The sequence below is a fragment of the Paenibacillus nasutitermitis genome (genome assembly GCF_014641075.1).
Classification (GTDB): domain Bacteria; phylum Bacillota; class Bacilli; order Paenibacillales; family Paenibacillaceae; genus Paenibacillus_Z; species Paenibacillus_Z nasutitermitis.
Genome location: NZ_BMHP01000002.1, coordinates 1,022,491 through 1,036,696 on the forward strand (window position 1 = coordinate 1,022,491; position 14,206 = coordinate 1,036,696).

A 14,206-nucleotide genomic window follows, 5' to 3' on the forward strand; every position below is an offset into this window, starting at 1 on the left:
CAAAATACTTCATTTAAATCAAGGGAAGGTATGGTGATGGAATGGCGAAGCCGTTTGCTTATGCATTGATGGCCGAGAAAATGGATGCGATCGACCGGCTTGATATTCAGTTCCGCTGGGGCGGATACGGCTTTCGCGTTCACCGCTGCCATTTGACTTCCTTCCCTGCGGGCAAAATCATCCGGTTTCACAAGCATTCCGAATATGAGTTCCATTTCATACCGCGCGGCAAAGGAACCGTCATTATCGAAGACTATACCTTTCCCGTGTATGAAGGGCAATTCTATCTCACGGGTCCGAATGTGATGCATCAGCAGGAGGCCGACAAGAGAGATCCCATGGACGAGTTATGTCTGCACATAGACATTGTGCCTCTTGAAGCCGGGGAGGATACGCTATGGGGAGAGCAATGGGAACGGCATGAGGCGCAGATGTGCATTCATGCGCTCGGCTCTCTTCCGCTTGCTCCACTGACGGATCAGTATAACGCCATGGCATGGTTCCTTACCGCCTACAGAGCCTGGCATGAAGGCCAGCCGGGCGCATACTCCACGATCAAGCAGGCGATTATCCAGATCCTCCTGCGCGCATCGCGGCTCTCTTCTGATCCGACGGTGACGTTCGAACCGCCTAACCGCAATATGAACGAGCACCGGTTCAAAATCGCAACACAGTTTATTCATGACAACTATGCATCCCCTATTACCCTTCAGGAGGTTGCGGAACGCATCCCCATCAGCGGGCGGCAGCTGCAGCGGATCTTCAGGGAACAGGGTGCAGACTCGTTCAGCGCCTATCTCGAAAACTATCGGCTGAGCCAGATTTGCTCCGCAATTGTGGAAGGCGCAAGCCCGATCGACCAAATTGCCCTTGAGCATGGCTTTGCCAGCGGCAATTACCTCTATTATGTCTTTAAAAAAAGATTCGGCATGACGCCCAAGCAATTCCGGGCACATCAAGCGGCAGTCGATGCGTCGGGGCCGGATAAAAAAGGAGATCAAACCACTCATGATTAAAACCGTTCGAATCGGCATTATCGGCAGCGGCGGCATCGCTCATGCCCATGTCAACCAATACAAAAAGCTGCCGGATGTGGAAATTGTCGGCGTTGCCGACGTTGTGCCAGGCAAAGCGAAGCAATTTATCGAATCGCAGTCACTGGAGAACGCACAGCCATTCGAAGATCACCGCAAGATGCTGGAAATGGACCTGGACGGCGTCAGCATCTGTACGCCTAACGTCTCGCATCACCTGACAACGGTCGATGCACTGCGCGCCGGCAAGCAGGTATTGCTGGAGAAGCCGATGTCCGTCACGCTGGATGAAGCCGTTGATATGGTACAAGCCTCGCGCGAATCCGGTAGCATGCTCACTATCGGCTTCCAGCCGCGTTATGACCCTAACATGAAGCTCGTTCAGGACATTGTACAGTCCGGCAAGCTGGGGAAAGTCTATTATGTGGAAACAGGCGGAGGACGGCGCAGAGGCATGCCAGGCGGCACATTCATCCGCAAGGATCTTGCCGGCGCAGGCGCTATGGCCGATATCGGCTGTTATTCCCTGGATATGGCTCTAAATGCGATGGGCTACCCGCGCCCGTTGACAGTATCCGCCTATACGTCCAACCACTTCGGCACCAATCCGCTCTATCACAACGAAGCAGACCGTTTCGAGGTTGAGGATTTCGGTGTCGCCTTAGTACGATTCGAGAATGATCTTGTTCTGCAGTTCAAGATTTCCTGGGCGATGCATATGGACTCGCTGGGTTCGACGATCTTTCTGGGCACGGACGGCGGACTTAAAGTCGAGCCGCACGGAACGGGGAACTGGTCGGGCGTATGGGATGGCAAGGTCGGCAGCATGACGCTGTTCCATGATTTTATGGGCCAGCAGACCTCAACGCCGGTTCCGGTAATCGAGCATTCCAAAGAGCTTTTCTTTGAGAAGGTTCGCGATTTCGTAGATGCTGTACGTGATGGCCTGCCTGCTCCTATTCCTGGCGAACAGATTCTGATTCAACAGGCAATCATCGACGGCGTGCTGCGTTCCGCCGATTTGAAACGGGAAGTGTCGATTGAGCTTCCTTATTAATTTCTAACCAGATCCCATCACGGTTCATAAAAAAGGCCTTGTCCCTTGAAGCAGCTTCCTCTGCTCCTGGGACAAGGCCTTTTTAATTGGAAAGGAGGCACCCGGATGTGGGTGCCTCCTTCTCTGATTAGTTTTAGAAACGTTTAGCCGGCATAGGCAGAAACAGCATCGCTATCGGAAGGTTGCTCCCTGCTGAAATCGTAAATACAATTTCAACTGATTCCGCTGAATCGCCAGTGCGGTATAGAACAGCCGCCTCACCACTATCTTTCAATATACTGCTGTTGGTGACCTGAACAACTTGACCATTCACTATCATCGCTCCGGTATAATTGCCTCCCCGGGGATTCAAAGCGATCAAGGTGTGGGGTGCTACATTCTGCAGTCTCATTTTGTAGAGTACGCCGAAGTTACCCGTATTCAGTTCAAGCTGTCCTGTGATTTCATCAATTCCGTCGGTATATTTGTCCATGGTGCGGTCGCCCAAAATGATGCGCTGAGGTTCAGCGCCCAAAGTCTCCGACATTTCGATTGCACGATTCGCTTTGTTGAAGGTGCCGCGTACATGGACATCGTTACGCTCCAGGACGTTCAGTTTGTTCCATTCTTTTATTGGATCCTTCGCGGAAGCGACCACCACAACGCGGTATGTCAGTTCTTTGTCCGCATATAAATCCGCATAAGCGGTAAAGACATCATTCTGCTTGAGCGGAACCTTGGATATTTCCGGTAACAGGGTTACGGATTGCCCAGGCTTGATCGTTGTCGTTGTCGGCGTCGGATTCGCCACTAATGAATTCATATAACGCAGTGTCGCCATCTTGCCGGATTTATCTACATAAGGATCCGGTCCGCCAATACCAACCGCGCCTGTGTTCACGGTTACGGACGAGCTGTTATTGTTCGTGGCAACCAGATGAATTTTTACCGGGTAACCCACATTGTTGACATTATGGAACATAAACCGAACTTGACCAGTCAGCTGCGAAACGTAAGCAAGTCCTTCACCCAGCAGTATTTCCGGGCTGTTGCTTCGTACAAACTGGGCTCCCTCATCCTGGATTTTGTAAGGCAATGACGGGAATTTAAGTACCGAATCGCCGTCAATGGCAAACTTCTCGCCAGTCGGGGTAAACAGTTTATTGTACTCATCCTTGGTGTAAAGCACTTCATCCGTGACGTTGATCGTCTGGGTGATCGAATTGGTCAATCCCTTGGAATCCTCAACTTCCAGGGTAATCGTCTTCACGCCCGGTTCGAAATAAACATCTTGTTTATCGCCGCCCCAGGTTCTGCGCACGATGGCATTATTGTCATCCGAACTGAGATCCGTATAGTTTACGCGCTCGCCGATCCGGTACTCCTGCTTCTCTGTCTTGAAGCCGGCAACCGGCGGCATGTTCTGCGGCTTAACCTGAACCGTAACCGAGTAGGGATCGCTCCACAGGCCGTTTACATCCTGAACCTGTCTTGTAATGGTATAGCTCCCCGCTTCCGGGAACACTTCCATCCTTCCCGTATAGCGGTCATCCACGAAAGGCAGGCCGCTTGGGTTGGTCGATTTATCGATATAGTTGACAACCGTCTCTCCGGCATAAATCTCGCCAGGCTCGATCGAGAAATCGGCTGTCGGCTGCTTGAGCACGTTCCAGGAAAGCGTAATTTTCTTGCCGCTGAAATCCAATGTGCTTCCACTCAGATTCGACCAGGTCCGAACTGGAATCATCGTCGATCCGTTGAGAATATACGGGGCGAGAGCCGTTTTGACAGGCTGTCCGTCGCCGTAAATAATCGTACTGCCGATTTTAAATATCAGCTCATGCGAGTTGCCCACGGCTGTAATTTCCTTTGTTGCTGCGTTGAAGGAAACTGTATAACCATAACGCGCCGATATCGAGCTCAGCGCAATAAATGAAGTGCCATTCTGTACGGTAACCGGCTGTACCGAATTCATGGTAACACCGTTATGCACCATTGTCTTGCTGTTGAGCGTCAGCATAAGCTGATCGGACATTTTACCTGCAGCCGATACATTGGAACCGGCGACGTTAGCAAACGGCAGGACCAGGAAAGATAATATCAGGATCCATTTTAAAGACTTCAGTGATTTCATTCTCTATCTCCTTTGTTTCTCTGTAGTATGACAGCCCCTTCGCCAGCTTCAGGATTAAGAAGGCCACCAGCAAGCTTCCATGACACATTTAACGCTTAGTGCCGGGGAAAAGTTGCGAGAGAAACGCAAACAGACAAGAATTCGACACATTCTTCACCCGTTGACTTTCATGTTCATCACGAAGCTTAGCGACATTCCAAGAAATGCCAATACCGTCAGAACGCCAAATACGAAGCGCTTGCGGACAGCACTTCTGATTCGCTGCTCAGCCTTCTCCTGACGTGCCTGTATGACGGAACGGTGACTGAATAAAAAAATGATCAGTAAGGCCACAAAAAACATATTGACGATAAACCAAATCTGCTGCCACATAAAATTTAAATCGCTCCCTGTCGCTTTGTTTCTGTAAACAACACGTTTCGAATGTAACGTATTCACCGCGTGAATGCAACCAGGCAGTATGAATCATCTGAAGTCTTGCGAAAAAAATTCAAGCCATCAAGCGGATTTGCGGCTTGGCTGAAGGACAAAGGCGCCGAATGCCAGTAGCACTGCGGCAAACAGCAGCATAATACCGAGCGGAAGCACGATGGCGGCCAGTTCGTTTCCGAAAGCCAGGCTGCTAAGCGCTTCCATCGCCCATTTCTGCGGGGTGAAATTAGAAAGCTTTTGCATGAATTCCGGCATAATGCCCAGCGGCCAGAAACAACCGCCCAGCATGCAGGTCGGCGTCACCACCAGATTATTCAATTGCGAAAGCTGATCCACATTTCTCACGAGGCCGGCGACCGCTGTCGCAAGTCCGATCACAGCAAGCAGAAAACATTCCAATATGAGAAGATGAGGAAAGAATCCGATCCCGAAGTTATAAGAGAAAATAAGCCGCGTGGCCGTGAGCACGATGACCAGTTGAATCGTCCCAACAAGCAAGCTGCCGATAAAATTGCCAAGAGCGATTTCATATCCGTGCAGCGGAGCTGTAAACATACGCGCCATCGTTCTTTTTTCACGATCCTCCATAACAACCTGCACGGATTGATTGATGGCCAGCATCATGAACATCAGCATCGTCCCGTTGATGAGCACATGGAATGAAACTTGCGGTCTCACCTGGGAAGTATCCCCGCGCTGAAGGCTGATTAAATGACTGCCACGTTCATCCAGCATCCGCTTCAGCGATGTACTGGTTATGCCATTCTTGGACAAGCCAGCCGCCTGCATCAAGGACGCCAACTGTTCGGCTTCTGCAGAAAGCTCCTGTTCCAACGCCGCATTCCACGGTTGGACTTCCTTGCGCAGCAGCTTCACTTGCGGACGCTCCCCGTTTTTCAGCATGGCGGTGAACCCGGCTGGAATGTACAAACCCAAATCCGCTGTGCCTTCATACACGGCTGCTTCAAGCGAAGCCTCGCTCTGCCAATTCCCCGGCAGCAGTTTAATCGTTCGTTTCTCCTGTTGGTCTTCGTCTCCCAGCACATTTTCAACCAGCACGGCACCCAGCATACCGTTATCCTCGTTGGAGACCGCTATTGCATATTCACTCTCCCCTTCGGAGAATCCGAAGATCCCTACAATTCCGGAAAGCGCAAGTGCAGGAAGCAGCACAAGAAACATAAACCCTTTGCGCTGTCCGATCGTTCTGCGAATCATGGACCCGGCAATAATCAGACTATGCATCCATACCCACCACTTTCTTCATTCGTAATAATGCGATGGTCAACAAGAGTACCGTTATTCCCGCAAGGATTCCGATTCCCTTCCAAACCAGTATATCCGCACCGCCATCCATCATTTGTCTGATGGTGGTGACCGCCCAATGATTAACAGTGAATTTACCGACGTTCAGAACGGTATCGCCCAGATCGGGAACCATCCCTCCGCTGAGGAAGGTCATGAGCAATACGATGATCGAGAATACGGATTGAGTGGCCTTTTCGGTTTTCACGATCGAGGCAATAACAAGACTGAGTCCTACTGCACTCAATGAGGCAAGCAGGCAAACGAGTGCCAGTTGACCGAGCCGGTTCCCCCATTCTACGCCAAACACCAGCCAGGAGAATACGATAATGGTGAGCGATTGAATCGCTGCGAATATCGTGATGGAGGTTATTCTGCCTGCGATGATCAACGACCACCGCTGTGGAAGGGAATACAGTCGCCCCAAGGTCCCCCGCCGCTTCTCGTCCAGCAAAGACAATGCGGCCGGCATGCCGGAGTACAACAGAAACATGATCAGATAACTGCCTGCATAATACTGAATGGCTGATACTTCTCCAAAGGCAGAGCTGCTTCCCCCGACAAGCTCAGCCAATACGATGGCTTCTTCTACGCGGCTTGAAGACGCTTCAGACTGGCTCGTGGAAGTTGTTGTCCCTCCACTGCCGCCCATAACAGCTTCTATCGTCTGTTTGGTCTGGATGACGCTTAGAAAACGGTTCATCAGGGCTTCCGCAAACCGATTCTCCATATCACCGCGTCCTGGGTAGCTGTTCATATACGCATCGCGTCCCGCCAGCGCCTGTTCCGAGAAATCGGCTGGAATGACGATTCCGTAATCGGCACTCCCGTTTTTGACCCCGTTCAGAATCTCTGTCTCCGAATGGGTGGATTTGAAGACAGCGGTAGCAGTCAAAGCAGGATCGTTCATAAATGCCTGCACCGAGCTTTGCATTGCCCCTTTATCCGCATTGTAAACGGCAATTTTGACAGGTTTCATCCCTCCGCTGAAGGCACTTCCCAGAAGGAAAATAAGCAGCAGAGGCAAGCCAAACATGATAATAACAACAACCTTCATCCGAATATATTGCACAAAATCGTAATAAGCGGTAAAATACCAGATTTTCATCTTTCCCCTCCTTCGGTCTACGTCCGGTCCCGAAGCGACCGGCCTGTGAGCTGCAGAAACAGAGTCTCCAGATCTGGTTCTATGCGGGTCAGCTTGCGCAGCCCGATCCCATGCTTGTGCAATATAAACAACAGATCCTGCAGCGCCGTATCGGATGCCTTTAGAAAGATCTCAAGCACAAGCGAATCCACTGCTTCGATTGAAGTGACGAGGGAATGTTTGCCAATTTCAGCCACAGCTTCCTCCACGATCCGGTCCACTTCCAGAATCAGCTTCTCATCCTGCCCCATCTGTCTGAGAAGCTTTTCTTTCGTTCCGGAAACAATCAGCTTACCCTTGTCCATGATGCCGACCCTTGTGCTGATCGCTTCTACTTCCTCCATGTAATGGCTGGTATAAATAATGGTGGAACCAAGTCGGTTCAGCGTACGAACCGACTCCAGAATATGGTTGCGCGACTGCGGGTCAATCCCGACCGTCGGCTCATCCATAATAATCAGCTTCGGCCGGTGCATAATCGCGCAGGCGATATTAAGCCGCCTCTTCATGCCACCAGAGAAGGTCGCCGGCTTGTCTTTGGCTTTGTCTTGAAGACCTACGAACTCCAACGCTTCAGCCACACGCTCCCGCAGGAGCTTGCCGCCCAATCCGTAAAGTCTGGCAAAAAAAGTTACATTCTCCGCAGCCGACAAGGAATCATAGATCGCCAGTTCCTGAGGGACAAGTCCGATCCGCCGTTTCACCTCAAGGGAATGCTTGCGGACAGACCAGTCTTCCACCGTAATATCTCCGGCATCGACGGACAGCAGTCCCGAGAGCATATGGATCGAGGTGCTTTTGCCCGCACCGTTGGGGCCCAGCAATCCGAATATTTCGCCTTCCTCAATGGCCATAGACAGATGATTGACTGAAAGCACCGTGTCATATTTTTTAACGACTTCTTTAAACTGAACTAAGCTCATCGTAATCCCACTCCTGTTCCTTCTTATGCCTTCATTATAAATCCTGGAAGAGATGCGCGCAGGTCATGAAAGTCATGAACTTCGATGACGAAAGTCATTTCTTCAGCGGCTTCCGGTCTGATTTGAGCAGCTCGTATGCTATAATGAAACAATTGAATTCTACGCCGGAGGCGTTAATTGATGTCGCTGCTGCTGCAATGGCTAAGATATTTATTACTCATTGTTCCTGCGCTCGGGACGCTGCTGACCACTCATGTCGAATTCCAGAACTGGTTCACTTTCTTTGTCCTGCTTGTCTTATTGATCATGAGAGCTGGAGAATTGTATCCCGGATCCGCTAAATGGCTGATGGTTGTGGAGCTTGCAGGAATCAGCCTGCTCGCCTATCATGCGCAGGGGCTTATGTTTATGCTGCTGTTCTCCAGTCTGATTGTGGTTGGTGTTACGTTCCGTTCGCCGCAAGCTACAACCTTCGTCGTTCTGACGGGAGCTGTATTGCTTGGTATATGCTTGCAGCACCGTTCCCCGGAGCTGATCTGGACCACTTATCTCCTGTGGTTCTCGGTAGCGGCCGTGCTTTACACCTCCAGCCGGATTTCCGACAAACATCAGATTGTGGAATCGCTGTATGAAGAGCTTAACCGCAGCCACGAGGAACTGGAGCAGGCGCGCAGACGGCTGGAGGAATACGGCGCGCAAATCGGACGTTATGCCCAAGCAGAAGAACGCAGCCGGATCGCCACGGATATTCACGATGATCTGGGCCACCGGTTGATCCGCCAGAAGATGATGATGGAAGCGGCCCTGCAGCTGTATGAACAGCATCCGGAGCGTGCTTATTCCATGTTTGAACGGGTTCGCAGCCAGATGGAAGAGAGCATGGAGCGGATGCGCCGGACGCTGCGGCGCCTTTCCCCCGCTGAACCCCGGGATGCGCGGGAATACGCGCTGGATCAATTGATAGCGGATGCCGGCAGAGAGCTTGGAATTTCCGTCACGTTTGCCATTGAAGGGCATCCCCAGCCTCTTTACCCCAGCATGGAATATGTCTTGTACCGTAATGCCCAGGAAGCGATAACCAATGCCGTGCGTCACGGATCGGCCTGTACCGTGAATGTCCGGCTTAACTACAGCATGCATGAGATTGCGTTGACGGTTGCCAATGATGGCTCGTTGCCGGACGCACCGATTTCGCATGGCCTCGGCCTGCGGGGAATGAAGGAACGGATCCTCATGCTGGGCGGCCGCCTGGAGGTATCGGTATCGCCGGAATTTGCGATTACCACAACTCTCCCTCTGGCCGGGGCCGCTCCACAAAACCTGTCATTACGGAGGGATTATCAGTGATCAAGGTCCTAATTGTCGACGATGACCCTTTTATCCGCGAGAGTCTTCAGGTCATTCTGGGTCTGGATCCGGAGATTTCCGTTGCCGGCACCTGTCCGGATGGCGATGCCGCTTATCGGTTTGTCGCAGAACACGCTGTCGATGTTGTACTGATGGATATCCGGATGCCTGTCTGCGATGGCGTTCAGGGGACAAAGAAGCTGAAGTCGCTGCCACTCCCCCCTGCGGTATTGATTCTGACCACCTTCGACGATGATCAATATATCATTGAAGCGCTGCGCAGCGGCGCCAACGGTTATCTGCTGAAGAATGTCCCACCCAGCCGGATTGTCTCCAGTATCAAAACCGTTTATGAGGGCTCCCTGCTTGTACATCCCGACATAGCCCGCAAGCTGGCCGGCCTTGTCGGTACCGGCCTGCTCCCTGCTTCGCAGGCTGCGGACGAATCCGCTGAGGCGCTCCGCCAGAAGCAGCTTGGCGAGATGGGGCTTACACCTGCCGAGCAGCATGTGGTAAGGTTGATTGCCGAAGGCAAATCCAACAAAGAGATTGCCGCCGTGCTTTTTTTCAGCGAAGGCACCGTCAAAAACTACATTTCCGTCATTCTCGGCAAGCTTGCGCTGCGCGACCGTACACAGATAGCCATACTTTATTTGAAAATGTAACCTCGGCAACATTCAATAAGAAAAGGATGATGACCATGACCGAACAACTGCTGACCTTTGAAGGTTTTACCGCCGAAGACTTTGATGTCTTTGAGGTTCCGGGCCTGGAAGCCCGTATGAATGTTTTGATCGACCGGGTCAGGCCCAAGCTTAATCTGCTGGGGGAACGTCTTTCTCCTGTATTGAGCGGGCTCTGCGGCGAGACCATCTATCCTCATGTCGCCAAGCATGCCAGACGCACCGTTAATCCTCCTGTCGACACCTGGGTGGCATTTGCCGCCAATAAGCGGGGATATAAAGCTCATCCGCATTTTCAAATCGGCCTGTTCAGCTCGCATTTGTTCGTACAGTTCGCGATTATATACGAATCTGACAATAAGTCGATTTTTGCCGGACATGCACTAAAGCAGCTTGACGAGATCATGCGGTATATTCCTGCTGACTATGTCTGGTCAGGCGATCATATGATACCAGGCGGCGACAAGCAGGGTGATCTGGGCCGCGAAGGCCTAACCAGTCTGCTGAAGCGGCTGCGGACGGTAAAAGCGTCCGAGGCGCTTTGCGGCATCATCATCGACCGCGAGGATCCACTGCTGCAGGACGGTGAAGCGTTCATCGATAAAACCATCGAAACCTTTAAGACGGTGCTGCCTCTATACAAAATGGCTCTATAAACGCCCTGCCCAAAATCCTTGCAGGCGAGTGAAGCGTTTATAGTCAAATCGAAGAACCCCCAAATCACTTTGAAGTGATTTGGGGGTTCTTTAAAGCTCCGTATTTACTTAAGCGGCATGCTGGGCTTTCACCGCGATGCGCTGACGCTTTGATTTCCGGAAGAAAAACAGTTCGTAGATACAAGGAACAATGACGAGTGTCAGCAGCGTGGCTGCGGCCAAGCCGCCGATCACTACGATTGCCAGACTCTGGGAGACGATACTGCCGCTCTCCGATGAACCAAATACAAGAGGGAGCATAGCGGATATCGTGGCGACAGCGGTCATAATAATCGGGCGCATCCTTGTCGTTGCCGCTTCGATAAGCGCTTCGCGAATCGTCATCCGCTCTTCATTCTGTTTAACGCGGTCAATCAACACGATGGCATTGGTGACCACAATTCCAATAAGCATCAGCACCCCGAACATGGCTGTGAAATCCGGCGTAACGTTCGCAACAAGCAGCCCGACTACCGCACCGATGGCGGCAAGTGGGAGCGAACACATGATGGCCAGCGGCGCACGCAGCGTTTTGAAAGTAATCACCATAATCAGATACACGAGGCCGATGGCAATCATCATAATAATTCCGAGATCTGCAAAATCATCCGACTGATCGGCTGAAGCACCGCCTACGGTAAATTTAACATTATCCGGTGCCTTGAGCGCATTCACTTTATCGCCGATGACTTTACCGACGACAGACAGCTGTGCAGGCTCGACGTCAGCCGTCACCCGGATATAGAGCTTGCCATCCTTGTGGTAATAAACAATGGACTGTTCGCTTTTGACCAGTTCCGCTACAGAGGAGACGGCTGCCGGCCCTTGAGCGGTCATGATCGTCAGCTTGCTCAAATCGCCTTGCGATTTGGGATCAACCGCAGGCTGCAAGATCACCTGGGTTGGACGACTATCTATGGTTACGGTTCCCAGAGGGATCGGGTTCAGCAGCCCTTGCAGCTGCATAGCGATCTCCTGTCCTTTCGCTTTGACCGGATCCAGCTTAAAGGTATAAACCGGCTTCTTTTCCTCTTGATTGGATTTGACCTTAATGACGTCTTTCACCGGTTTGACAGCCGCGATTACCTGTTCCGCACCCAGTGCGATTAATGCCGGGTCCTCGCCTGTAATGTCAACGACGATTTGGGTGGAGCTGCCGCCGCTCATAAAGTCAGCCGCACCTGCGTTTATTTCAGCACCTTCGTAGTCCGGACGAAGTCCCTTCAAGTCTTCAATCAGTTTTTCGGCATCTGCCCCTTCCTTCATATCCACCAGATAAGTAACCAGCGTTGGCGAGGAAACATCGCCGTATTGAGCATTTTCCGCGCTGTTCCCGTTGGACATCAGGACCCAATCAATTTCATTGCGCTCATTCAAATAATTTTCCAGCTTGCGCCCTGCTGTAATCACTTGGTCACGCGGGGTTTCACCTGGATATTCCAGCGTGATATTCACATTTGCCGCATTGGAGGAGTCAATCGCTCCTTTGGGCATGGAAACATAAGCGGCAACCGATCCGATCAGGAGCACAACGGCAACAAGCAGCGGTACCCATTTATGCTGGAGATTCCAGGACAGAAAGTTTGAGAAACGTTTGGAGCCTTCATGCTCCTTCATTTTCGTTCCACGCAGCAGCACGGCGCTAAGCAGCGGTACGACTGTTAAGGCTACGATCAGAGAAGCAAGCAGCGAATAGGCGACTGTCAGCGCAAAAGGCAGCAGGAAGCTTTGCAATGAACCCCGCAGCAATCCCATAGGAAGGAAAACAGCAACCGTGACAAGTGTCGAGGATGTAATGGCCGTTGCTACTTCCTTAGTGGCATCGACGATCAGCTCAATCGAGAAGTTTTCCTTCTGCAGACGCCTGTAAATATTCTCGATGACGACAATGCTGTCATCCACCAGCCGGCCTACTGCAACGGCAACGCCGCCGAGTGTAATAATATTTAATGTGACGCCCGATAAGCTAAGCAAGTAGAGCGTAATGCCCAGCGACAGGGGAATCGAAACAATCGTGACGATCGTTGCGCGCAAATTACGCATGAACAGCAGAATTACAATCGTGGCAAACAAAGCCCCCAGCAATACTTCGCGCATCATCGAATTGACCGAGTGCACGATCTGATCCGATGTGCTAAGCAGAACCTTCGCATCAATACCCTTCATTTCTTTATTCAGCCGTTCCGTTGTACTTGCGATTTCCTCACCTACGGTAACCGCGTTGGCATTGGCCGTTTTAGAAAGGGTCAGCATCATGACATCTTTGCCATTCACACTATTGATGCTATCCTGCCGTTTTTCCATTTTCACTTCCGCAACGTCACCCAAGGTGACGCCTTCTGCCACAGGAAGTATGCGTAGGGTTTCCAAATCGTGGATACCGGCTTCCACATTAATATTGCCCGATGCACCGTCAATTGTTTTTTCCCCAACGGATGAAGCAGCGCCGCGGCCTTCAAGCACACCCATCAGCGTCTGGAAGGGAATTCCTTTCTCTGAAAGCTTCGACGCATTGGGGATAACGGATATGCTTGGCGTGGAACGTCCGCCCAATACTACTTGTCCAGCTCCCTCGATTTGCTTGTATTCGTTAATAATTTCTTTCTCCGCTTGGTCCCGCTGGGCATCGGACAAGGTTTGGTCGAAGCCGATGGTTACCCAGGATATCGGAATCATCGAGGTATTGAACTGTACGACAAACGGTTTGCCTACCCGTTCCGGCAGCTGTACGCCTGCAACCGCCTGCTCGACCTCGGCTTTAGCCTCTTTCATATCGGTCTTGGAATCGAACGATAAATCAATTTTTGAAAATCCGTTGCCGGAGGATGAAGTCATCCCGCTTTTGCCTTTGATGAACTGCAGGGCTTCCTCCAACTGGCCGGTAACCTGTACCTCCATTGATTTGGCATCATATCCGGGTCCGATCGCCGCGATGGATACCATCGGATTATCCGCTTCCGGAAGAAACTCCATCGGCAGCCGGTAATAGCTGACAACCCCCATCGCTAATGCCATAAGTACGACAAGCTTCATTGCCGCTTTGTTGTTGAAAGCCCATTTTGTTAGCCACTGCATCTTTCCTAAGACCCCTCTCACCGTTCAATTGACGTTGCTTGCTAAATCTTACCTGATATGCAGCTCCTCCCAAAAACGTCTGCAGACCAGTCTTTTCCCCCGTCTGGAGACGGAGCTTATATCAGGCCAAAGGTCGATCAGTCTTATTTTTAAGTTTGCGGAGGAGGGGGAATACTCTATTTACTTGAAGCATACAATTCGTTAATCCAGCGTTGATGCTAACGGTTTATATTAGGGAAGGCCATGCGGCAGGAGGTGAACATTGCATGTATTATGAAGAAGATCGGGTACCTTTCGACGAGCCGGACCAGAAGGTTGATGAAAACAATAAGGATACCAAGGAAAACAAAGAAAATAAAGAAAACATTGTCTGACGACAGTGCTTTTTTTATTTG

The 14,206-nt window shown here is 51.2% G+C and carries 11 protein-coding genes; 5 read left to right on the forward strand and 6 right to left on the reverse strand.

What is annotated here, in order from left to right; all coding sequences use genetic code 11:
• Positions 1-41: 41 nt before the first annotated feature.
• Together IEY46_RS14930 and IEY46_RS14935 are read left to right on the forward strand one after the other, a co-directional pair.
• Positions 42-1,016 carry an AraC family transcriptional regulator gene (locus IEY46_RS14930; protein ID WP_188992775.1) on the forward strand — a complete coding sequence of 325 codons (975 nt, stop codon included), beginning with the start codon at positions 42-44 and terminating at the stop codon, positions 1,014-1,016.
• A complete protein-coding gene (locus IEY46_RS14935; protein WP_188992776.1) occupies positions 1,009-2,091 on the forward strand; it encodes a Gfo/Idh/MocA family protein in 1,083 nt (360 codons plus the stop codon). The genes IEY46_RS14930 and IEY46_RS14935 overlap by 8 nt, the downstream gene beginning before the upstream one ends.
• A 133-nt stretch (positions 2,092-2,224) precedes the next feature.
• Here IEY46_RS14935 and IEY46_RS14940 read toward each other — a convergent pair whose 3' ends face one another.
• From IEY46_RS14940 to IEY46_RS14960, 5 genes are all read right to left on the reverse strand, one after another.
• On the reverse strand, positions 2,225-4,204 hold the full coding sequence (locus tag IEY46_RS14940) for a stalk domain-containing protein (protein WP_188992777.1): 1,980 nt from the start codon (positions 4,202-4,204) through the stop codon (positions 2,225-2,227).
• Between the two features lie 153 nt (positions 4,205-4,357).
• The gene (locus tag IEY46_RS14945; protein WP_229750305.1) at positions 4,358-4,576 is read right to left on the reverse strand and encodes a hypothetical protein; all 219 of its coding nucleotides are present in this window, start codon (positions 4,574-4,576) and stop codon (positions 4,358-4,360) included.
• A 126-nt stretch (positions 4,577-4,702) separates the two neighbouring features.
• Positions 4,703-5,881 carry an ABC transporter permease gene (locus IEY46_RS14950; protein WP_188992779.1) on the reverse strand — a complete coding sequence of 393 codons (1,179 nt, stop codon included), beginning with the start codon at positions 5,879-5,881 and terminating at the stop codon, positions 4,703-4,705.
• Positions 5,874-7,049: an ABC transporter permease gene (locus tag IEY46_RS14955; RefSeq protein ID WP_188992780.1), complete on the reverse strand. Its 1,176-nt coding sequence runs from the start codon at positions 7,047-7,049 to the stop codon at positions 5,874-5,876. The genes IEY46_RS14950 and IEY46_RS14955 overlap by 8 nt, the downstream gene beginning before the upstream one ends.
• A 17-nt stretch (positions 7,050-7,066) precedes the next feature.
• Entirely contained in the window at positions 7,067-8,011 is a 945-nt protein-coding gene (locus IEY46_RS14960) for an ABC transporter ATP-binding protein (RefSeq protein ID WP_188992781.1), read from the reverse strand.
• Positions 8,012-8,191: 180 nt separating this feature from the next.
• Here IEY46_RS14960 and IEY46_RS14965 point away from each other — a divergent pair, with 180 nt between their 5' ends.
• From IEY46_RS14965 to IEY46_RS14975, 3 genes are read left to right on the forward strand one after another with little or no spacing between them, the layout of a single operon-like run.
• A complete protein-coding gene (locus IEY46_RS14965) occupies positions 8,192-9,358 on the forward strand; it encodes a sensor histidine kinase (RefSeq protein WP_188992782.1) in 1,167 nt (388 codons plus the stop codon).
• Positions 9,355-10,023 carry a response regulator transcription factor gene (locus tag IEY46_RS14970; protein ID WP_188992783.1) on the forward strand — a complete coding sequence of 223 codons (669 nt, stop codon included), beginning with the start codon at positions 9,355-9,357 and terminating at the stop codon, positions 10,021-10,023. The genes IEY46_RS14965 and IEY46_RS14970 overlap by 4 nt, the downstream gene beginning before the upstream one ends.
• 35 nt (positions 10,024-10,058) lie before the next feature.
• Positions 10,059-10,697, forward strand: coding sequence for a YktB family protein (locus IEY46_RS14975; RefSeq protein WP_308422800.1), 639 nt, complete (start codon positions 10,059-10,061; stop codon positions 10,695-10,697).
• Positions 10,698-10,805: 108 nt separating this feature from the next.
• On the opposite strand, the gene IEY46_RS14980 is transcribed toward IEY46_RS14975, so the two are convergent.
• Complete coding sequence (locus tag IEY46_RS14980) at positions 10,806-13,811, reverse strand: efflux RND transporter permease subunit (protein WP_188992784.1); 3,006 nt, start codon at positions 13,809-13,811, stop codon at positions 10,806-10,808.
• Between the last annotated feature and the right edge of the window lie 395 nt (positions 13,812-14,206).